The 22,647-nt window shown below is 30.5% G+C and carries 20 protein-coding genes; 17 read left to right on the plus strand and 3 right to left on the minus strand.

Translation table 11 applies throughout. From position 1 onward, the window contains the following. Positions 1 to 304: 304 nt before the first annotated feature. From BLV79_RS03820 to BLV79_RS03840, 5 genes are all read left to right on the plus strand, one after another. Positions 305 to 1,669: a sodium-dependent transporter gene (locus BLV79_RS03820; RefSeq protein WP_074716327.1), complete on the plus strand. Its 1,365-nt coding sequence runs from the start codon at positions 305 to 307 to the stop codon at positions 1,667 to 1,669. 24 nt (positions 1,670 to 1,693) lie between these two features. Beyond that, positions 1,694 to 3,097 (plus strand): sodium-dependent transporter, encoded by a 1,404-nt coding sequence (locus tag BLV79_RS03825; protein WP_074716328.1) that lies wholly within the window; start codon positions 1,694 to 1,696, stop codon positions 3,095 to 3,097. 783 nt (positions 3,098 to 3,880) lie between these two features. Continuing rightward, positions 3,881 to 4,192 (plus strand): thioredoxin, encoded by a 312-nt coding sequence (trxA, locus tag BLV79_RS03830; protein ID WP_074716329.1) that lies wholly within the window; start codon positions 3,881 to 3,883, stop codon positions 4,190 to 4,192. A 57-nt stretch (positions 4,193 to 4,249) separates the two neighbouring features. Continuing rightward, positions 4,250 to 4,681, plus strand: a complete 432-nt coding sequence (locus BLV79_RS03835; RefSeq protein WP_074716330.1) for a MarR family winged helix-turn-helix transcriptional regulator — start codon at positions 4,250 to 4,252, stop codon at positions 4,679 to 4,681. A gap of 312 nt (positions 4,682 to 4,993) precedes the next feature. Then, on the plus strand, positions 4,994 to 5,785 hold the full coding sequence (locus BLV79_RS03840; RefSeq protein ID WP_074716331.1) for an InlB B-repeat-containing protein: 792 nt from the start codon (positions 4,994 to 4,996) through the stop codon (positions 5,783 to 5,785). A gap of 55 nt (positions 5,786 to 5,840) precedes the next feature. Here BLV79_RS03840 and BLV79_RS03845 read toward each other — a convergent pair whose 3' ends face one another. Then, positions 5,841 to 6,641 carry a LacI family DNA-binding transcriptional regulator gene (locus BLV79_RS03845; RefSeq protein ID WP_074716332.1) on the minus strand — a complete coding sequence of 267 codons (801 nt, stop codon included), beginning with the start codon at positions 6,639 to 6,641 and terminating at the stop codon, positions 5,841 to 5,843. Positions 6,642 to 6,726: 85 nt separating this feature from the next. Here BLV79_RS03845 and BLV79_RS03850 point away from each other — a divergent pair, with 85 nt between their 5' ends. From BLV79_RS03850 to BLV79_RS13155, 6 genes are read left to right on the plus strand one after another with little or no spacing between them, the layout of a single operon-like run. Further along, positions 6,727 to 8,415 (plus strand): glycoside hydrolase family 13 protein, encoded by a 1,689-nt coding sequence (locus BLV79_RS03850; protein WP_074716333.1) that lies wholly within the window; start codon positions 6,727 to 6,729, stop codon positions 8,413 to 8,415. Then, entirely contained in the window at positions 8,381 to 9,826 is a 1,446-nt protein-coding gene (locus tag BLV79_RS03855; protein WP_074716334.1) for a sugar ABC transporter substrate-binding protein, read from the plus strand. The genes BLV79_RS03850 and BLV79_RS03855 overlap by 35 nt, the downstream gene beginning before the upstream one ends. A gap of 12 nt (positions 9,827 to 9,838) precedes the next feature. Beyond that, positions 9,839 to 11,224 (plus strand): carbohydrate ABC transporter permease, encoded by a 1,386-nt coding sequence (locus tag BLV79_RS03860; RefSeq protein WP_083354432.1) that lies wholly within the window; start codon positions 9,839 to 9,841, stop codon positions 11,222 to 11,224. Continuing rightward, positions 11,224 to 12,051 carry a sugar ABC transporter permease gene (locus BLV79_RS03865; RefSeq protein ID WP_074716335.1) on the plus strand — a complete coding sequence of 276 codons (828 nt, stop codon included), beginning with the start codon at positions 11,224 to 11,226 and terminating at the stop codon, positions 12,049 to 12,051. The genes BLV79_RS03860 and BLV79_RS03865 overlap by 1 nt, the downstream gene beginning before the upstream one ends. 13 nt (positions 12,052 to 12,064) lie before the next feature. Beyond that, positions 12,065 to 12,205, plus strand: a complete 141-nt coding sequence (locus BLV79_RS13150; RefSeq protein ID WP_278320453.1) for a hypothetical protein — start codon at positions 12,065 to 12,067, stop codon at positions 12,203 to 12,205. Beyond that, complete coding sequence (locus tag BLV79_RS13155; RefSeq protein ID WP_456297738.1) at positions 12,206 to 13,111, plus strand: carbohydrate-binding module family 20 domain-containing protein; 906 nt, start codon at positions 12,206 to 12,208, stop codon at positions 13,109 to 13,111. 191 nt (positions 13,112 to 13,302) lie between these two features. On the opposite strand, the gene BLV79_RS03875 is transcribed toward BLV79_RS13155, so the two are convergent. Beyond that, positions 13,303 to 14,925: a sensor domain-containing protein gene (locus BLV79_RS03875; protein ID WP_159429324.1), complete on the minus strand. Its 1,623-nt coding sequence runs from the start codon at positions 14,923 to 14,925 to the stop codon at positions 13,303 to 13,305. A gap of 208 nt (positions 14,926 to 15,133) precedes the next feature. Here BLV79_RS03875 and BLV79_RS12930 point away from each other — a divergent pair, with 208 nt between their 5' ends. From BLV79_RS12930 to BLV79_RS03900, 6 genes are all read left to right on the plus strand, one after another. Next, complete coding sequence (locus tag BLV79_RS12930) at positions 15,134 to 15,271, plus strand: hypothetical protein (RefSeq protein WP_207645668.1); 138 nt, start codon at positions 15,134 to 15,136, stop codon at positions 15,269 to 15,271. A 555-nt stretch (positions 15,272 to 15,826) separates the two neighbouring features. Further along, positions 15,827 to 16,639, plus strand: coding sequence for an NAD(P)/FAD-dependent oxidoreductase (locus tag BLV79_RS03880; RefSeq protein ID WP_074716338.1), 813 nt, complete (start codon positions 15,827 to 15,829; stop codon positions 16,637 to 16,639). A 20-nt stretch (positions 16,640 to 16,659) separates the two neighbouring features. Continuing rightward, positions 16,660 to 17,457, plus strand: a complete 798-nt coding sequence (locus BLV79_RS03885; protein ID WP_083354433.1) for a histidinol-phosphatase — start codon at positions 16,660 to 16,662, stop codon at positions 17,455 to 17,457. A gap of 242 nt (positions 17,458 to 17,699) precedes the next feature. Then, a complete protein-coding gene (locus tag BLV79_RS03890) occupies positions 17,700 to 19,331 on the plus strand; it encodes a helix-turn-helix domain-containing protein (RefSeq protein ID WP_074716339.1) in 1,632 nt (543 codons plus the stop codon). After that, positions 19,318 to 20,475, plus strand: a complete 1,158-nt coding sequence (locus BLV79_RS03895; protein WP_074716340.1) for a phosphoribosyltransferase domain-containing protein — start codon at positions 19,318 to 19,320, stop codon at positions 20,473 to 20,475. Before BLV79_RS03890 ends, BLV79_RS03895 begins: the two co-directional genes overlap by 14 nt. 16 nt (positions 20,476 to 20,491) lie before the next feature. Further along, a complete protein-coding gene (locus tag BLV79_RS03900; RefSeq protein WP_074716341.1) occupies positions 20,492 to 21,553 on the plus strand; it encodes a cysteine protease StiP family protein in 1,062 nt (353 codons plus the stop codon). 64 nt (positions 21,554 to 21,617) lie between these two features. On the opposite strand, the gene BLV79_RS03905 is transcribed toward BLV79_RS03900, so the two are convergent. Further along, entirely contained in the window at positions 21,618 to 22,625 is a 1,008-nt protein-coding gene (locus BLV79_RS03905; protein ID WP_074716342.1) for an HpcH/HpaI aldolase/citrate lyase family protein, read from the minus strand. Positions 22,626 to 22,647 lie beyond the last annotated feature (22 nt).

Raw genomic sequence — 22,647 nt, forward strand, 5'->3', positions numbered from 1 at the left:
ATAAGAGGTTAATTTAAAGGTACTTTCTGAAATAGAGTATTTCATTTTTTAGAAATGGGATATTTTGAAGAAAGTACCTTTTTTGTATTATTTAATTTAGTGTTTCTAAGTGCATATATAATGAAAAAATTTACGTATGGAGTAATTAACTGTAGACATTTAAAGTGTTAATGTGTATAATTATAAAATACTAGAGATATAATCTGTAATTATCATAGGAAGAACTTTTATGAATGTTTAATTATAATATCTGTCATTCATAAGTACCTCTAGTATAGGAAGAGAAAAAGAGAGGAAGAGAATTATGGAAAAAAAATCCAGAAGTAAGTTTTCAAGCAAGTTAGGTTTTGTACTTGCAGCAGCTGGTAGTGCAGTTGGATTAGGTAATATTTGGAGATTTCCTTATCTTGCGGCAAAATATGGCGGCGGAATATTTTTATTAGTGTATTTAATTTTAGCTTTTACATTTGGTTATACAATGATTATGACTGAATCTACATTAGGAAGAATGACTGAAAAAAGTCCAGTTGGTGCATATAAGCATTTCGGTGCATCAAAGTTTTTAAAAGCAGGTGGATGGCTTAATGCAATAATTCCATTACTAATTGTTCCATATTATTCAGTAATTGGTGGCTGGGTAATGAAGTACTTATTCACATATTTAAGTGGAAACGGAAGCAGTGCTTCAAAAGCAGATGCATTCGCTAAATTCACAACTTCAGCTCAAGAACAAGTATTTTGGTTTGTGTTGTTTACACTTATTACAATGTTAATTATTTTTGGTGGCGTTAGAAATGGTATTGAGGCCGTTTCAAAAATTATGATGCCAATTTTAGTATTTTTAGCTATTGTTATTGTTTTCTATTCAGTAACAAGACCTGGCGCAATTAAGGGTGTTAAATATTTCTTAATCCCTAACTTTAGTCAGTTTTCATATAAAACTGTAGTAGCAGCTTTAGGACAGATGTTCTATTCATTATCAATTGCGATGGGTATTTTATATACATTTGGTTCTTACATGAAAAAAGACATTGATATTGAAAAAACTACAAAACAAGTTGAAATTTTTGATACTGCAATTGCAGTTTTAGCTGGTCTTATGGTTATCCCAGCAGTATTTGCATTTGACGGAGGCAAGAATTTGAACGCAGGTCCAGGATTAATGTTTGTTGCTTTACCTAAAGTATTCAACAGCATGGGATTCGGTGGATTTATTGGAGTTGTATTTTTCTTATTAGTTTTACTTGCAGCAGTTACAAGTTCAGTAGCTTTGGCAGAAAGTGTTGTTTCTACATTCGAAGATGAATTACATTTTACAAGAAAAAGAGCAGCAACAGTTACTGCAACTATAATGTTAATCCTTGGTACATTATCAGCATTAGGATTTAATGTGTTATCAAGTGTTAAGATTTTTAATATGGATATTCTTTCATTCTTTGATTTCTTAACAAACTCAGTGATGATGCCAATTGCTGCGATAGCAACTTGTGTGTTAGTACTTAAAGTAGTAAAAATCAAAACTATTGAGGATGAAATCAAAACAACATCTAAATTTAGAAGAAAAATTGTTTATAATTTTGTAATTAAATATGTTGCTATTATTTTCTTATTAGTAATTTTAGTGACATCAGTTTTAGGTGCATTTGGCTTTAAAATGTTCCAATTATAAAATAATAAGAGAGAGAGAGTTAGTATGAAAACGAAAAAAAAAGGTGGATTTTCCGGACAATTAGGATTTGTCATGGCCGCTGCGGGAAGCGCAGTTGGTGTTGGTAACATTTGGAGATTTCCGTATCTTACAGCCAAAGATGGCGGTGGATTATTCTTGCTTGTTTATTTGGCATTAGTACTCACTTTTGGTTTTACATTATTAACCAGTGATTTGGCTATTGGACGTAAAACCAAAATGAGTTCAATTTATGCGTATGGTCAGGTTAAGTCAGGATGGAAGTTTTTGGGTTATATCACATTTGTTGTTCCGGCATTGATTATGACATATTATGCAATTATTGGTGGATGGATCACAAAATATATTTTAATTTATCTAACTAATTCAAGTAAAGATGCAGTAAAAGATAATTATTTTACAGACTTTATTACTTCTAAGGTGTCGCCAATTGTGTTAATGTTGATCTTTATGACAATAACATCAATTATCGTATTCTTAGGAGTTGAAAAAGGAATTGAAAAATTCTCTAAAATTATTATGCCAGGATTGTTTGTAATAATTGTTGGTATAGCAATTTATTCATTGACTTTATCACATAATGTTACATTACCAAGTGGAAAACAAATAACAAGAACTGGTTTAGATGGCTTGAAAGTTTATGTTATTCCAGATTTTAGTGGACTTACTGTTAAGAAATTTTTACAAGTTTTATTAGATGCAATGAGTCAGTTGTTTTTCTCACTTAGTGTATCTATGGGGATTATGATAACATATGGTTCGTATGTAAAAGATGATATTGATTTGAATAAAGCTGTTTCACAAATCGAAATATTTGATACAGCAGCAGCATTTTTAGCAGGACTTATGATTATTCCAAGTATTTTTGTTTTCTCAGGAGTAGAGGGAATGTCGGCTGGACCAGGATTGATTTTTATTTCATTACCTAAAGTGTTTAATGAAATGGGAATTGCTGGAAAAGTAGTTGGATTAGTTTTCTTTGTTATGGTATTTTTTGCAGCATTGTCATCATGTATTTCTGTATTAGAGACATTAGTAGCAAACTGTATGGAATTATTTAAAGTATCAAGAAAAAAGGTAACAGTAATCTTAACTTTAATTTATATGTTGGCTTCTATAGTAGTATGCTTAGGATATAATGTATTTTACTTTGAAGTTAAGTTACCAAATGGCTCAACAGGACAGTTGTTAGATATAATGGATTATATCAGTAACAGTTTCTTGATGCCTTTGATCTCACTCATTTCAGCAATCTTAATTGGCTGGGTAGTTGGACCAGATTGGATAATTGGAGAAGTATGTAAAAACGGCGAAAAATTCAGACGTAAATTAATTTATAGAATTATGATTAAATATATTGCACCAGTAATAATGTTTGTCCTATTCTTGCAGTCAATTGGTGTATTCTAAAATAATCATAAAAGTGAAAAGATTATATGTGTGAGAAATCACATAAAGAAAAAACACATAAAATAAAAAAGCTTTCATATCGTAGGAAATTGCGATATGGAAGCTTTTTTTATAAAAATTATGTAACAAAGCTGTAAGAAAAAATCTCTCAAAAAGGAATCTAATAGGTGTTAAAAAGAAGTAAAAAAGAAAGAACCGATATGACCTACCCCTAAATCAAATCGATTCTTTCTTACCCTTAAAAATATTTATACACCCATAATTTGTAACTATTTATTGCTCCCCTTCGTTACTCCTTATGACCATACTATATCATAAAAATAAATTTTCGTAATTTTTTGACGTGAAACTGTCTTTTTTTGTCTTAAAACTGTTTTTTTCTGGTAACTATTATAAAAAAATAAAATTTAAACCGTAAAAATAGGGCATAGTAAGTCACGATTACAAAAAACGTATTAAGATGATTTAATAAAAATAAATAAGAAAAATCGAAAAAAATAAACTGTTAACGAAAAGATAAATTAGTTTACAAAAATATAAAATTATAAATATTCAATGATAAATATTCAATGATAGTAATAAATATTCAATATATAAAATATAATTAAAAAAATATAAAATTATATTAAAGACAACAAAATTTTATCCATTTTTTCAGCAAAAAGGTAGAGAATTAGGGCCTTTTTGCCGTTATAACACAAGAGATGATGAAAATAAAGAAGAGTTGACAATTATGAATGAATTGTATACAATTTGCTTACATGATATATACGGAGGTCGAATATGAAAGAATTAATAATAAAAAATTCTAGTTTTGAGGAAGATGTATTGAATTCTGATATACCAATCCTAGTTGATTTTTGGGCGGAATGGTGTGGTCCATGTAAGATGCTTTCACCAGTATTGGCAGAAATTGCTGAAGAAAATGATGCTTTTAAAATTGGAAAAGTTAATGTAGATAAAGATCCATCTTTAGCTCAGAAATATCTTATTACCAATATTCCATGCTTAATTTTATTTAAAGATGGAAAAGAAGTCAATAGGATGGTGGGTTTACATAGCAAAGAAGAAGTATTAGAGTTTATACAAAAGTAAAAAATAGTTGTAAAGATTATAATATTAAATTAAATCAAAAAGAAGAAGAGGTATAGCATGAGTGATAAATACGATCTATTAAAAATTGAAAATCAGATATGTTTTCCATTATATGCATGCTCCAAAGAATTAATTAGAAAGTATACGCCGTTATTAAAAAAGCTAGAGCTGACATATACGCAGTATATAACAATGTTAGTTTTATGGGAGAAGAAATCGGTAAATGTTAAAACGCTAGGTGAGTATTTGTTTTTAGACTCTGGAACATTAACTCCGGTATTGAAAAAATTAGAGTCAAAAGGACTGTTAACAAGAGAGAGATGCAAAGAAGATGAGCGTTTATTGAATGTAAGCATAACTGAAAAAGGATTAGAATTAAGAGAATTAGCTGTTGATGTACCAAAAGAGATACAGGGATGTGTTGATTTAGACTTAGAAGAAAAAAAAGTGTTATATAAAATTTTGTACAAAATGCTAGAACAGTTTTAACGTATTAAAAAAATGAAAAAAGTATTATTGCATAAAAATTAAAAGAAAAATTTGGTAAAATTTAACGTTGTAGTTTTTACAAAATAGTATTAACATTTAATTAGATTAAACGTTTAAGTAGCTAGATTAACTAGTCTTAGCTACTTAAATTTTGAAAAGCTATTTAAACGTTTAAACTATTGCTAATAGCGACAATAATAATGACAAAGATGCTAATAGTAAGAAAATTTACGGTAACAATAGAAACCGTAATAACAGAAAAGGTAATAATGATATTAACAATAGGTTATTTTATGAAGGAGGAATAATAATATGTTGAGGAAAAAAGTTACAGCATTTTTAATGGTTGCAACAATGGGAGTAGGAGCACTTGGGATGTCTGCGTGTGGAACAGACAGTAGCAAAGCTGACAGCGCAAAGGCTGATACAGTAAAAGATGGAGTAAAAGTAGAAATATACAACGTAGATGGAAAAACTAAAATAGAAACATTGAAAGTTAAATCAGGTGAAAAAGTCAATCCTAAAGAGCCAAAGAAGGATGGATACAAGTTTATTGGCTGGTATTTAACACCAGATCACACAAGAAAAGCAGATTTGACACAGGGAATCACAGAAAACACAAAGCTTTATGCAGGACTTGCACAGCAGAAAGAAGATACAAGAACTTTTTACATCGTAGGAAATGGAAAAAGTGATGTTTTGAAGGAATCTAACTGGGGCAAAGTAATGGGTGATGCACAAAAATTAGAGAAAAAAACTGTAAATGGAGAAAATGAATACACTATAACATTGAATCTAAAAGCAGGAGATCAGTTCCAATTTGCACTTGATGGAAAATGGTCTGATCAAAGAGGATATGGTTATTTGGCAGAAACCTCAAAAGATGGAAAAGAATATTTTAAAGATTCGGGTTCGTTAGGTGATGCGTCTGTGAAAAAATCGAACATAGAAGTAAAAGAAGATGGTAAGTATACTTTTACACTAAAGACTTATCCAGCAGATGATTATTATGACAAAAAAGATGAGTATTATAAAGAGTCAAGCAAAGAAAACTTTAATTTAAATCCTTATGATACCATTACATTTGATTACAGCGCGAACTAAAAAAGGAAAAATAAGGATATAAAAATTCTGAATATATGACTCACAGCACTAAGCACTAGACTAGTACATTGTGCTGGTCTAGTGGTTTATGAGCGATTAGAGATGAGAGACATTCATCTAGGATATTTAGTTTTGTGTTAGATAATTTAGGAATGTAGCAAACACTATTGTGTTGTTTTAATGTTTTATATAAAACATAATCCGTTACTAAAATATTTTTATCTTTATATTTTTCTAAATCTTCAATTGATTGTATAATTTCAAAATTAGCGAAATTATTTTTGTATAAATGTATTTTATCACTATTAGAAGAATCTAGTGCGATGAAATTATATTTATCTGAATTGAAGAATTTAGATGCCGTTTGTTTTAGGTTGTCTAAATCAGAATTAATCTGGTAAAACAATGGATCATTGATTATGCAATCTAAGGCGATTAAAGGAATAAAATTTTTGTTACCTAAAGTATAAAAAGACTCTTTACATGTGTTATAACAAATGATTGCATCAGCTTTATCACATTTTTCGTAGGAAGAGTCATTAAGAATGATAATATCATATTTTAAATTATTAAAATATTTTATCAAATCCTTCAACACGAACATATTCTCAGAGTTTAGAAGAATAGAATCAGTTGGAGGAATATAAATTGCAAGAACGCTATTGCGTTTTGCAGCAAGCGCTTGAGCTGCTTGATTTGGAGAGTAGTCGAGAAGGTTAATAATTTGTAGGACCTTCTGTCTGGTTTCAGGTTTAATTTTGACATCTTTTCGATTGTTGATAATGTATGAAACTGTGGCAGTAGAAACACCTGCTTCACGAGCAACATCTTTAATAGTAACTTTAGTTTTTGACATAATTGCCTCCTAAAAGTAGTTTAATCGTCTTATCTAATATTATTTATAAATAAATAAAATGTCAATACAGAAGGGAAAATAAAAAATGAACCAGTTTGCATTATTACATGAGGCAGATTCGAAGTATTGTTTTGCAATAAAAAATGATGAAATAATAATAAGATTACGAGCTTCTAAAGAGGATAAAATAGATGTATATTTAGTTTATGGCCCCAAATATGAATTTCATAATAATAGATACAAGGCTAAAATGAAAATTCAATATGAAGATTCGTTATATAAATATTATGAAAAAAAATTAAAATTGAAGGATTTAAGACTTGCATATATTTTTGAAATCTATGAAAATGGGAAAAAATATTTTTTTTGCGAAGATGGATTAGTAATAAACTATGATTTTGAAAATGCATTCTATAATTTTTACCAAATGCCATATATAAATGAAAATGATAGAGTAAAAGTGGTGGATTGGATGCAGGGAGCAGTATTTTATCAAATTTTTGTTGATAGATTTAATATTGGCAGAAGCTCAAAGGATAAATCGTATATTGACATGAAGTGGGGCGATAAGCCTACTCCCAAAAACTTTGCAGGTGGTGATTTGAGAGGAATAATTGAAAAACTTGATTATTTAAAAGAACTTGGAATCACAGCAATATATTTGACACCAATATTTTTGTCAATTTCAAATCATAAATATGATATTTCAGATTATAAAAAAATTGATCCAATGTTTGGAGACAAGGATGATTTAAAAGAACTTGTACAAAAAGCTCATAAAAAAAATATTCGTATAGTGCTTGATGCGGTATTTAACCATTGTAGTATGAATATAGCACAGTTTCAGGATGTTATTAAAAATGGAACTAAGTCAAAATATTATAATTGGTTTATAATAGATGGTGAATATCCAGAACCTGAAAAAGGAAATTATGAATGCTTTGCGTCATGCAATTATATGCCAAAATTTAATACTTCAAATGAAGAAGTACAAGATTTTTTACTTGATATTGCAGTATATTGGATTAAAGAATGTGATATTGATGGATGGAGATTAGATGTTTCAGATGAAGTATCACATGATTTTTGGAGGAGATTCAGAAAAGCTGTAAAAGGTGTAAAATCAGATTGTGTAATAATCGGAGAAAATTGGCATGATGCGTATACATATTTGATGGGAGATCAATATGACAGTATTATGAATTATGCATTCACAAAAGCATGTTTGGATTATTTCGCAAAAGACAGACTTGATGCAAAAGGAATGGCAGCTAAGTTAAATCAGATTTTAATGAGAAATAATAGCTTAATTAATTCGATGATGTTGAATTTAGTTGATTCGCATGATACATTAAGATTTTTTACAGAGCTAGGGTGTAATAAGAAAAAACAATTGTGCGCACTTATGCTAGCTACTGTTTTTCCAGGTGCCCTATGTGTATATTATGGAACAGAAATATGCATGGAAGGCGGATATGATCCAGACTCAAGACGATGCTTTAATTGGAATCAGGATGAATGGGATACAGAGTTTTTGAAAGAATTTAAAAAAATACTTAAAATGAAAAAAGATGATGTAATCAGATATGGAACAATTACAGCATCAGAAAAAAACGGACTATTAGTTGTGGTCAGGGAGTATAAATGCGAGAAAATTGTCTTGGAGATGAACATGACAAAAAAGGCAGTAAATGGAATAGAACCATTTAAGTATAGAGTTATAAGAAAGGGTGAATATAATGAAAAGAAAATTGGTTGCAATGTTGCTTCTTAGTTCAATGCTATTAACAACAGTTGGATGTGCAAAAAAAGGAGAATCAGTAAACGCAGATAAAGGGAAAGGGGCAGCAGTCTTTGATGGGAAAATAGAAAAAAATGTGACAATTCATGTTTTGGAGAATGACACCGCAATTGAGAAGGGCTATTTTAAAGAGTTAATCGAAGCTTTTAATGAAAAATATAAATCAAAGGGAATAAAAGCAGTTGATGCAAACATGGATCAACATTCAGATTTAGCAAAAGATGGACCTTATGGATATGGACCTGATGTAATCTATCAGGCTAACGATGTTATCATGAAATATGCAAAGGGTAAACATATTTTACCATTACCAGTTGAACAATTTGATTGCTATAAACAGGTTCCAAAAGTTGCCTGGAAAGCATACGAGACAAAAGTTGATGGAAAAACATACACATGTGGTGTTCCAGTAAATGTTCAGGCACCAATGCTATATTACAGAAAAGATTTATTGCCAGCAGATTGGAAAGAAAAATGGGATGAGAATAAAGATAATATTCCAGATATGGTGCAGTCTTGGAAGAAAATGTATCAGTTTTCTGTAGAAAGACATAAAGAAGATTCCACAAAATATGGTTATATGAAATCAATAAATGATATGTATTTTACAAGTGGATTCCTATTTTCATATGGTGGATATATATTTGGAAAAAACAATACAGATACATCAGATGTGGGGCTTTCAGCTAAGAATTCTGCTAAAGGAGCAAGAGTTGTAAATCAGTTGGCATCAGTTATGAATGAAGATTGTATTGATGATACGATTACAACAAATGCATATAGTAAGCTTGGTGATGGCTCATATTTTTCAACAATTTCTACACCGGATGTTTACTCAACATTCGTAGAAGAGTTAGAAAAAAACTATACTGGAATGTCAAAAAGTGAAGCCGAAAAGAAGGCAAAGGAGAACCTTGTAATGACAACCTTACCAACTTTACCAGCTTCAGGAGATTTAACTGATAATAGTACAAAAGAGATAGCATGCAAATCAATGGGCGGAGTAAATGCGTATGCAATTAGTTCTTATACAAAAGCACCAAATGCAAGTTTGCTATTTGTTAAATTCGCAACTGAATATAAAATGATTCAAAAACGTGCGGAAATGCTTGGAATTGCACCTGCTAGAAAAGATGTGGCAGAAAAAGTTGGAGGAGTTTCAAAACAGATTTATAAAAACTTGGATAATAATGATATTGTCTTGATGCCATCTATATCAGCAGTTTCACAGATATGGACTCCTGGGCAGACATTTTTTACTGATATTGCAAAAGATGCATATAGAAAGGACTCAGAAAAGAAATATAAAGAAATTGGAGATTATCAAAAAGGTCTAAAAGAAATGTGTAAACAAATAGAGGACGCAATTACGACGCTTAAATAATGGGGGAATATGATGGATAACATTGTAAGAAATAAGAATAAATTTTTCAAAAATAATGTTACAAAAAAGAAAAAAAACAAAGAAACAAAGACAAAAAAGATTACTGAATTTTGGAAAAAATCTTCTAATCCGGTAAAAGCGTCTTTAGTACTTATGGGAATCGGTCATTTGAAATATAAATGTTTTTACAAGGCAATTATTTATTTTATGGTAGAAGCTTTGATGATTACATATATGATTTCAAGAGGAATAGACGATGTGATTGGATTTTTTACCTTAGGAGTTGTAAAAGCAGATGCGTGGGCTAGAATTGAAGGTGACGATTCAATAATTATGCTTTTAATGGGAATATTCTCATTTATAGTAATTACTCTTTTCGTTGTTATTTATATTCAATGCATAAAAGATGCATATAGACTTCAATTAGATTATGAAAACGGGAAAAAATGTAAAACTTTCAAAAAATTTATAGCAGATTTTTTTGATACAAAATTTCATGTTACAGCATTATCATTACCAGTTATAGGTGTATGTATTTTTAATGTACTTCCAATTGTTTTCATGATTTTAATAGCATTTACAAACTATGGAGGAACGATTGTTCCGCCAGAATTAATAGATTGGGTTGGAGTGAAGAATTTCCAAAAGTTGTTGGTATTATCTAAATTTGGTCCAACTTTTGCTAAGATTTTAAAATGGAATCTTTTGTGGGCAGTTTTATCAACAACTTTAAATTATTTTGCAGGGTTAGGACTTGCGCTTCTTTTAAACAAGAAATGTGTAAAGGGAAAAGCTTTTTGGCGAGCTTTTCCAGTACTTGCATATGCAATACCTGGTTTTATTACATTATTAGCATTTAAATTTCTTTTCTCGTATGGTGGACCAATTAACCAGATTATTGTTGCACAGGGTGGAAAAGCCATTGGATTTTTAGATTTGGATGCTAAGATTTCTTCAAGAATTATTGGTTTATTTGTTAATTGCTGGATTAGTGTTCCTTCAATTATGTTACTTGCAACAGGTCATCTTTCTAATATGGATAAGACTTTATTTGAAGCAGCTAAAATTGATGGTGCAGGTAGGTTTGCAAGATTTTGGAAATTAACAATGCCATTTATGTTATTTTCGACAATGCCAGTTTTGTTAGGACAATTTATTGGAAATTTTAACAATTTTGGTATCTTCTATTTCTTAAGAGGAGGACTTTATAATAAAGGTTATTTCCTCGCAAGTGATACAGATTTGCTAATAAACTGGTTATACAACTTATCGATTGATAATAATTATTATTGCATAGGTGCTGCAATCAGTTTGGTTATTTTCATAATAACATCAGCGATTTCGCTATTCATTTATGTAAAATCGCCATCATATAGAGAGGAGGATACTTTCCAATAATGAATAAAAGAGAAAAACTAGACACTTTTTTTACATATGTGTTTTTAATACTTATTGCATTTATTTTCTTTTTCCCATGTTTGTGGCTGATACTTGCTTCATTTTCAAAATCAGGAAGTATATATTCGTTTAAGGGATTTTTCCCAAAATCATATAGCTTACAGACATTTGCAAAATTATTTACAGATACGAGAATGTATAATTATCCCAGATGGTTTTTTAATACACTTTTCATTGCCACTGGAAGTTGTATTATAGGTACTTTTTTGACAATAATGACAGCATATACAATGTCTCGATTTGAGTTTAAGGGTAGAAAAACAATTATGAAATCAACAATGGTATTGGGAATGTTTCCATCTTTTATGGGGATGATAGCAGTATATTTGTTGATGACTCAATTTGGATTAATCAATCATTTATGGGGATTGATTTTGATTTATGCAGCAGGTGCACCGATGGGATATCTTACACAGAAGGGATTTTTTGATACGATTCCTAAAGCGATAGATGAGGCCGCTAAGATTGATGGTGCAACCAATTTTCAAATTTTTACTAAGATAAATCTTCCTTTGGCCAAGCCAATGATAGTTTACACAGCCCTGACTTCATTTACATGGCCATGGAGTGATTTTATACTCCCAAAACTTTTGTTGAAGGAGAAAAACTTATATACAGTTGCAGTTGGCTTGATGAGCTTAGATGAGACACAATTTGCCAGATTTGCAGCAGGAAGTGTATTTATTGCGTTACCAATTGTTGTTTTATATTTTTGTTTAGTCAAAAATATGGTTAATGGTATTTCGGAAGGAGCTATTAAGGGATAAAAGGAGGAAGCGAATGAACAGAAGAAGGTTAATAGGCGCTACAATGTTATCACTAGTTTTGACAGTTAGTAATGTACCAATGGTTACAGTTCGAGCTACAGAAGACACTTCAGTGTCGAATAAGGCTGATTTTTCAACAGATGTTGTTTATTAGATTGTTACTGACAGATTTGTAGATGGAGATTCATCGAATAATCCACAGGGCGAAATATTTAATAAGTCAGATAATAGAAAGTATCATGGTGGAGATTGGGCTGGTATAACACAAAAGATTAATGACGGATATTTTACAGATATGGGGATAAGTGCACTTTGGATTCCATCTCCTGTTGAAAATATAATGTCAATTGATCCAAGTAATAAAACTGCATCATATCATGGATATTGGGGAAAAGATTTTTTTAGAACTAACCCTGCGTTTGGCACGATGAATGATTTTAAAAATTTAATAAAAACTGCTCATAGCAAAAACATTAAAATCATAATAGATTTTGCACCTAATCATACTTCGACGGCAGAGTTTGCAGGAATGAATTTTCCTGAAGATGGAGCGTTATATCGTGACGGAAATCTTGTTGGAAAATATTCTGATGAATTAGGCGGAATTTTAAAAGGTCAATCAATAAACGTAAATAGTAAGGGAGAAGTTAATGGATTAAGACTTGAAGGTGGAGAATATGATATTTCTGTTGAAACAACAAAAGGAACTAAGGCAAAATACAGTTCGTTTAGAGTATTATCATCTAAGCAAGTGGCAACTAGGTTCTATGTAAATAATGCTAATACACAATATGGATCGTCAGTTTATATAGTAGGAAATGTTGAAGAATTAGGAAACTGGGATGTAAATAAAGCTGTTGGCCCATTTTTCAATAATACAAAGTCAATAGCAAACTATCCAACCTGGTTTTATGATATCAGTTTACCATCTGGTAAAAAAATAGAATACAAATACATTATGAAGGATTCAAGTGGTAATGTAATATGGGAAAGTGGAGCTAATCATAAGTATTCAACTGTTACTCAAGGAACTGGTGTAGTCGTAGATAATTGGAAGTAATACATTTTGATTTTCATAAAATCCATATGTTATAAAAAATAACAAAACCACCAACTAGTGTACAAATAACCCTCAATCGTCAGGTTTGTTCTGACTTTTGTAAAGGTGCACTTGGTTGGTGGTTTTTATTGTTACTTTCTATATATCCTGCCAAAGAGATAGAATGCGATGTAAATTTAATTATAAAAAATTTAATTATCAATTGTATAAAGACGTTCAAATTCTTCAACAGGTTGTGGTGGAGAAAAATAAAAGCCTTGAAACAAATTACAACCCATCTTTGACAAGAAAGGAATCTGTTCTTTAACTTCGACACCTTCAGTTATAACTGTCATACCCAATTCCTGTACAAGCTTTATTAAAAGTTCCAAAATGTAATGATTTTTTTCAGGCTCTCGTGTCTCATATAAAAAGGACATTTCAAGTTTTAATACATCAACTGGTAAATCTTTTAAAATATTTAATAAAGTATATCCGTTACCAAAGTTATCTATTTCAATAATAAAGCCATTACTTTTTAATTTTTGAACAACAGCAATTTTTCTGTCAATGTCCTGCATCAATACGTCTTCAGTTATTTCAAGGCGCAGAGTCTGAGGTGATAAATCATATTTTTTTATAAGGCGCATAAATTCTTCATGAACATCTAAAAAGTAAAAATCCATAGGAGAAATGTTAAGAGATAAGTAAAAGTCTTCTCCTAACTGATTTTTACGTCCTTCCTTTTTCCATTTTGAAAGAAGAGCACAACTGCTTTCCCATATAAATTTATCTAGCTTAATAATGGTTCCGTTTTTTTCCAAAATTGGAATAAACTGGTTAGGATACAGCAATCCTTTAATTATATGTTGCCATCTGACGAGCACTTCTGCACCTACAACTATATCGTCCTTGGTAACTTGTGGTTGAAGATAAAGTAAGAGTTCGTTATTATTAATTGCATCATTAATGCCAACGGTTACTTCACGTTCCCAAAGAAGCTGTCTGTCAAGGTGTTGGCTGTATTTTATGATTTGGTGTGTATAATTGTTTTTAAGCTGTTCTATGGCTTGGAAACAGTGTTCAAACATTAAAGTTATTGGAATTCGGTCATCGGTTATTTCATAAATGCCAATCTGATAAACGATAGGGTAATATATTTTGTCGTAGCTATCAGCCAGTTCTCCAAAGAGGTTCCTGACTTCTAAATCGTTAAAATCAGAACGTTTAATTAAAAATCCAAACTTGTTACTACTTAATCGTCCATATAATATACTGTGATTTTTTGCAAGCTCTTTAAGACCCTTTGTGGTGATATGTAAAACATCATCGCCGATAAATGATCCAAAAACATCATTTATTAATTTAAATTCATTTATTGCAATTACAACAGCAAGATATCTGAATTGAGGGTATTCTTCTATATGATCCCTTACAATTTTGTAAAAATGATTTTTATTATAAACTCCCGTTACGGCGTCGTGTATAGCTAGATAGCGTTGTTTTTCAAAACTATCAACGGAATCAGTTCGATCCATAATTTGATAGTACGAGCTTATGCGTTTATTTTTGGAGTTATATACATTATGATAATCAATTTGTAAGTGTAAAAGTTTATTATTAATAACTCTTGAACAAAAACAGGTAAAATCTTCTTTAACTTCACTTAAATTAGGATTGTTTAACCATACTTTTAAGATTTCCTGGCTTAAGTCAACTTCGTTGTCAGATAATCCTAACAGTTCATGAGCAGCATCATTTATATAAATACAGGTATTGTCAATGTCACAAAAAATAAGTGCATCCGAAAAACTTGAAATTACTTGTGAAAGCATGTATTCAAGTAATCTTTTTGGTACATGATAAAAGGAAAAATAATACACAAGTAAAGCTGAAAATGAATATCCGAGAATTGGTAAAATAGGATCGGATGAATTAAAAATATGTAATAAATCAAAAATTATAGAGATCAGCATAAAAATTACGATGAAAATATATTTATGAAAATATGAAAAGGGTGTGGTTATTATTTTGTTAATAAGAATGCCAAAAGAGAAGGCCAAAACAATAAAAATCACCGTAAAATGTAGTGTAAACCCCCAATATGTTGTTAAAAATAATTCGCCACGAGTAAAGATAAGTTTGGTATCAGTAATTTTAAAAACATGGTGGAATCTATAATTTAAAAATAATGAAACAGTATCAAGGATTGTAAGTATGGTTAAAATTTTGTGAAAGGCATCTCTGTAAAAAACATACTTGGTATATGATGAGCAAAAGAAAAATAAAGATAACATGGTCCAGTCAATTGCAACAAAATAAAGCGCAAATGCGATATTTGCAACATTATCGGATGGCGATATAACTAAAAGAATAGTAATTAAATGTATCATAAGTACAGCTGCAATAAAATGGCGAACATAATTTGCAGCTGCCTTGTGAAATCTATATGTGCTGATTAAACATATAAATAATATTATAAATGAAAAGCTCAAAATACCAATGTTAAAATAAAAGCTCAAAATTTTCACCTACATTCAATAGTGTATAGATTTTTATCTGTACTCAAAAATTTCGTTTGTCATAATATGTTTCGGTAATTTATAAACAAACATAAACAAATATAAACAAATATAAACAAATATAAACAAATAGGAAATGAGCTTGACATGTAGAATGAAATAAAGTATCTTATAATTAAATTGTGCACAACCTAAATAAAAAGGAGGAAAACATATGTATGATGTAATCGTTATTGGATCAGGACCAGCTGGATTATCAGCTGCAATAAATGTTAGACAAAGAGGTGGAAGTGTATTAGTTTTAGGAACCAATATAGAAGAGAATCCTCTTATGAAAGCAGAAAAAATAGATAATTATTTAGGATTACCAGGTAAAACAGGAAAAGAGCTAATGGAAATTTATGTTTCTCATGCAAAAGATATGGGAGTAGAAATTAAAGAAGCAAGAGTACTTAATACAATGAAAAATGGTGATTCGTGGATGGTTAGTGCTGGAAGTGATTTTTATGAAGCGTATGCCATTATTCAAACTGGAGGCATTGTCAGAGGGAAAAAATTCGAAGGTGAAGAAGAAAAAGTTGGAAAAGGTGTAAGTTATTGTGCAACTTGTGATGGAATGTTATACAGAGGAAAAAATGTTGCCGTAATAGGATATGGAAAAAGTGATGAAAAAGAAGCAGAATTTTTAAAGGGAATTGGATGTAACGTAGAATATTTTGAAAACCCTAAAAAAGTGGTGGTTGAGGGAAAAGATAAGGTTGAAAAAATAAAAGTATCCGATGTAGAATATACTGTAGACGGAGTGTTTATTTTAAGACCAACAATCGCACCAAACGAGCTTTTTCCTAATCTTGAGTTAGATGGAAATTATATAAAAATAGACAGAAAAATGCAGACAAATATTGAGGGATTGTATGCAGCAGGTGATTGTACAGGTTTGCCACTCCAGGTTGCAAAGGCTGTAGGTGAAGGACTAGTTGCAGGCCAAAGTGCTATGGCATATGTATCAAAAAGTAAAAAGAAATAAATAATAAAAGAGGTTATGTGATGCAGAATAAACAAATAACAAATTATTTAAAGGCAAATCTACATGCTCATACATTCAGATGTCAGCATGCTTATGGAACAGAAAGAGAATATGTAGAGACTGCAATTGAGATGGGAATTAAAGAATTTGGTTTTTCGGATCATATTTTTTGTCCATTTAAACATGGTGAAGTATCTACAATGCGAATGAAATTAAGTGAAGTAGAAGGCTACGTTGATACACTCAATAATCTTAAAAGAGAGTATAAAAATGATATAGATATCTTAATTGGGTTTGAGGCTGAGTATATAAGAGATTTTTATGAAGAACAGATGAAAATTTGTAGAGATTATGATATAGATTATCTTATTTTAGGTCAGCATTTTATTGGAGATGAGTTCCATGGACCATATTCAGGTGCACAGACAACGGATGAGTCAATACTAGAGGGATATGTGGAATTGGCAATAGAAGGAGCCAAAACAAATAGTTATACTTATATGGCGCATCCCGATCTGATTTTTTATACAGGAAATAAAGAAATATATTATAAGCACATGAAACATTTGTGTGAAGAATTAAAAAAACTAGATATGCCATTAGAATTTAATATGTTAGGAAGAGCGACAAATAGAAATTATCCAAACGAGTTTTTCTGGCAGATTGCAGGAGAAGTTGGAAATAAGGCAATTATCGGAATTGACGCACATGATACTACAATTATCCAAAATGTAGAAGCATATAATCAGTGTATGGAGATTGCAAGGAAAAATAATATAGAAGTGTTACCAAAAATTGACGTAAAAAAAACACCATAAGCTATCTTTATGGTGCTTTTTTTTGTTCTGCATATCGAACAGAACGAATCAAAAGGGGGGTATATATATTTATAAGGGGAATAAAGGAAAGGGTTACAATATATAGTCAAATACCCAGTATCGCCTGAGTATTTACAAATCATTGTTATTTTTTTCCAACAGATGTATAATAACATGGTGAATTTAAAGCATCAAGGTGTAATAATTGCAAAACAAAAAAGACCATGGAATTGAGGGAAAATATGGAAAAATTACAAATATATATAAAAAATGTAATTCACGAACGATTGAAAAATTTAGAATGTTTTTCGCCGTATGAGGTTGTGATAAAAGATTTTACGTTATCAGATGACAGTGTTAAGGAAATTGATTCAAATGAACCAATAATATATGTATTTAGTTTAAATAAGCAAGAAACCAACAATCCTTATACATTTTTTAGATTTGTCGATTCAATAAAGTTAAAATCAAATTTAGCACGTTTTTTATTTATTATAGAGAACAAAAATTTTGATTGCGCTTATGGATGCATAAGTCATGGGGTGGATGCACTTCTAGTTGAGCCTGTTGATAATGTCGATTTAGCAATTCAATTGGCAAAGCTGACTGGAAATTTAAGGAAGGCGCAAAGAGACTATAAAGAAAGAATACGCCTAGAAGAGTATGAATTTAAAAAAAGGTCCGTTATAATGGGAAGAATGGTTAAGAATATCCTGAACAAACCAAAGGAATTCGAGTTCTTACTTCCAGAAATTAATAATAGATACAAGTTAAATTTAGAAGAAAAGAGATATAGAGTGGCAATTGTAGGCCTCGGAAAATATAGCATATATCAGGGAAATATGAGTTTTATTCGTGGAATATATAAATTGTCAGTTAAAACACTTAATAATGCAAATGAAATAATTGCCTCAAGTGAACCATCAATAGGTCTTATTGGTATTATCAATTATTCTGAGAATTATTCTAAAGAACTAGATCTTATGGAATTACATCGCCTAAAAAATTATTTAGACCAGGAAAGTGCAGATAGATCAGAGGGACAAATATCTTTGACAGTTGGACCAATTGTTCAAAATATAAGTGAAATTTATGATTCATTAGAACAAGTAATAGATGCCCAAGAATATAGGATGATAAAAAATGATAATGTAATTTTTGCAGAAGATGTATGTAAGAATAGAATAAATTTATATGATTTGATTCCACAAAGAGCTATCAAAGAGTTGGTGCGTTATGTTGCACTAGGAAATATAGAGGCAGTAAATAATTGGTTTAAGCTTTTTGATGAAAAATATATTGAAGATTTCCAGAATTATCCACCAGGGTATAGAAAACTATGTGGAGAAATATATGAAAATATTAAACAGTTAGGGGAAAACAACAGATTAACCATGTTCCCTAAGGCACGATTTAATGCAATTGGAAATGTTTTTGATGGGAAAAAACGAATGGAAGAGTTACAGATTCTACTTGTTGAAATGTGTCATATTGTTTTAGATGAGGCTGATAATGGTAAAGAAATAGCACATAGAGCCATTGCCTATATGAAGGTGCACTACAAAGAGCCTTTGACATTAGAGGTTTTGGCAGAAAAATGTAATTTGAGTACTAGTTATTTTAGTAGAAAATTCAAAGAACAGACTGGTGAAAATTATATAGATGTTTTAACGGAAATCAGAATAAAAGAGGCAGAACATCTTCTCGTTAATACTCGAAAATCAATTATTGAGATTTTAACAGAAGTAGGTTATTGTGATGATAAACATTTTAGAAAAGTATTTTTCAAGCACACAGGACTTACACCAAGTAAATATAGAAAAGAAAAAACAAGGATAAAGACCGAGAGGGAGGATAAGGTTGAAAAAAAATAATTATAAAGAGGAAGATTTAGTTGTAATCGCAAAACGAGAGAACAATACAAAAAGAACATATCTAGTTGTAAATAAATTGCAGGGTAAGCATATTCCGGTTTCGCCATCAAAGGCGTTAGCGATGTTTGATACCCTGGCAGATATTTTAAAAAACAGATATCAAAACGAAAAAGTTTTATTCGTAGGATTTGCTGAGACTGCAACAGCGATTGGAGCAAGAGTTGCAAATACATTTGGAGGAATTTATATTCAGACGACACGAGAAAAAATTCCAGATGTTGATTATTTGTTTTTTACAGAATCTCATAGCCATGCAACTGAACAAAAACTTGTTGAAAATGATATAAAAAAGTGGATAAATGAAGTTGATAGAATCATTTTTGTGGAAGATGAGGTTACAACAGGTAATACCATTAAAAAAATTATAGATATAATTAAGAACAAATATCCACAGAATAAAAATAAAAACAAGATTAAATTTGCAGTAGCATCCTTACTAAATGGAATGAATGATGAAGCTTTAAATAAATATAAAAAGGAAGATATAGATTTAAATTATCTGGTTAAGACAAACCATGAAAAATATATACAAATAGTTTCAGGAATTTCGGAAAATGGAGAATATATTGTTGATTCAGTAGATATAAACAATATATTAAATCCTGATATTATAAAAATACCTGGACTTATCAATACAAGACGTGCAGCAGATACTAAAACATACGAAGTTGCCTGCAAAAATCTGGCAGAAAAAATATGGACTATAATACAAGAGAAAAATGAGTTAGTACAATTAAATTCCAAAAATATATTGGTGCTTGGTACAGAAGAATGTATGTATCCGGCTATTTTTGTGGGAGCTTTTTTAGAGGAAAAAGGTTTTAAAGTTAAAACACATTCAACGACAAGAAGTCCAATCGCTGCAAGTAAAGATGAAGGATATCCTTTCGAAAAACGTTATCAAGTCTGTAGTTTTTATGATAGTCAGCGAGTTACGTTTATTTATAATTTAGCTAAATATGATCAGGTGATAATAGTAACTGATGCTGAAGTTACAGAAAGAAATAAAGGATTAAATTCACTAGTTAATAGCCTGGAAACAATGGGAAATCAAAACATAATGTGCGTTAACTGGATAAAATAATACAAAGGGGATTAAGATGAGAAGTTCATATAATACAAATGATGTAGAGTTACTTTTAAAAGATATTACTGGGGTGGTCAAGCCACAACCCACGGAAGAAAGAGAAAAACTGATTCAGCAGGGAAAACATTATTCAGAGATGTTACCAATAGAATATGTTCCAACAGAAAAATATATGGAAATATACGAAGAGTCTCTTAAACAATTTGCAAAGGTCAATGCAAAGGCTATTGGTGTTTTATCAGACAAGATTATAAAACGAAGGGGTAAGGATGTTGTTCTGGTGTCATTGGCACGTGCAGGAATTCCTGCGGGTATACTCATTAAAAGATATATAAAAAAGAAATATGATATAGAAATAAAACATTATTCAATTTCTATAATCAGAGGTCGTGGAATAGACAAGAATGCTGTAAACTATATTTTAAGTAAGCATAAGCCAGAACAAATAGTTTTTGTAGATGGTTGGATAGGAAAAGGTGCAATTCTTAAGGAATTAAGAAAAGATGTGCAGGAATTTAAAGGGGTTTCAAGCGAACTAGCAGTTATTGCTGACCCGGCAGGGGTATCCGATTTATATGGAACAAGAGAGGACATTTTAATTCCCAGCTCATGTTTAAACAGCACAGTTTCAGGCCTAATAAGCAGAACTTTTTTAAGAGATGACATTATTAAAGAAAATGATTTTCATGGGGCAGTTTTTTACGAAAATTTAAAAGGCTCTGATTTGTCATACGCTTTTATAGAAGCCATTGAAAAAGAATTTGATTTTTCAGATGAAGCAGAAACAAAAGAAATAACTTATTCGAAATATAGATACGGACGTGAAGAGGTTGAGGCCATAGCCACTGAATATGGAATTGATGATATCAATTTAGTTAAGCCTGGTATTGGAGAGACGACAAGAGTGCTACTGAGAAGGGTTCCATGGAAGATTTTAATTGATGAAAAGGTTAAAGACGAACCAGAATTAAGTGCATTAAAAAGGCTTGCAAAAGAAAAAAATGTTCCAGTGGAATTTCATCCACTAGAACACTATAAAGCATGCGGCATAATAAAAAAATTAGCTGATGCATAAAATGCAATATCTAACGTGTAGTATTCAGTTACATACTGTAGAGAAAAACTGATATAGTAAATGACTAACGTAATATATGCTTGGATGTAGAAGGTGGTGTTATATCAAATGATGATGTGACACCATATTCTTTTGCTAAGAATAATATTTTCTGAGCCCATCTTCCGTGAGTTTTATACTCGTTCATTCTAGTCTGACTACCTTCTTTTGAAACCAATTGCGATGAATTTAAATCATAATTTAATATAGCACAAGCATCTAAATAATCTTGTTTAGTTACCTTTAATGAATCGTTGATAACATCAATTTGTTTTGGATGTATGACAGTTTTGCCAATAAAACCAAAATTAAAATCACGTTTTAATTCTTCTTCCAAACCTTCTTTCCAGTTATAACCATCAAAATATTCCCAAACAGGTCCAGAAATTACGTAGTCTTGCCCGAAAATTGAAACTATACTTGCCAAAATATTGGCAATAGGAATAATATCATAAATGGTGTCAGTGCTATGACGTCTAAAACCATATGTATTACATAAATCATTGCCGCCCACCCTGATAGTTAAAACGTATTTTTCAATTTTTTTCAGCGACTGTTTAAGAGAATATAAAATATTAGTTCTTTCTAATTCGTTTGTAAGAGTCGAATCCTCCAATATTGGCATCATATAAAAAGTTTGATTGTAAGAGTCATTGATTTTGATGATTTGGTCAATATAATCATTTACATTTGTAAGCGAAAATTTCGGGATAATGTATCCTTTAATAATTTTTCGTGTATCACCTAAACGTTTGGTGATAGATTCGATTTGTTCTGGATTACGAACTCTGATAAAAATTTTAGGAATATAAAAATCCTGTGTTTTTGAAGTTTTATATATTTTTGTTAAAGAAGAAATCATTGTTTCTTCGGCTTCTTCTACAAAATTATCATTAATTGTATCTTCTAAACATAGTGCTAAAGAAAACTTTTTTCCAAAATCTTCATTAATAATTTTTTGAGAAATATTTGATTTGTTAGCAGGTGAGTATAATAAAGCTCCTACACTATAGTATAGTTCTGAATTTTTCATAGTAACTCCTTTATAATTATTT

Origin of the sequence: Lachnobacterium bovis DSM 14045 (genome assembly GCF_900107245.1) — a bacterium.
GTDB lineage: Bacteria > Bacillota > Clostridia > Lachnospirales > Lachnospiraceae > Roseburia > Roseburia bovis.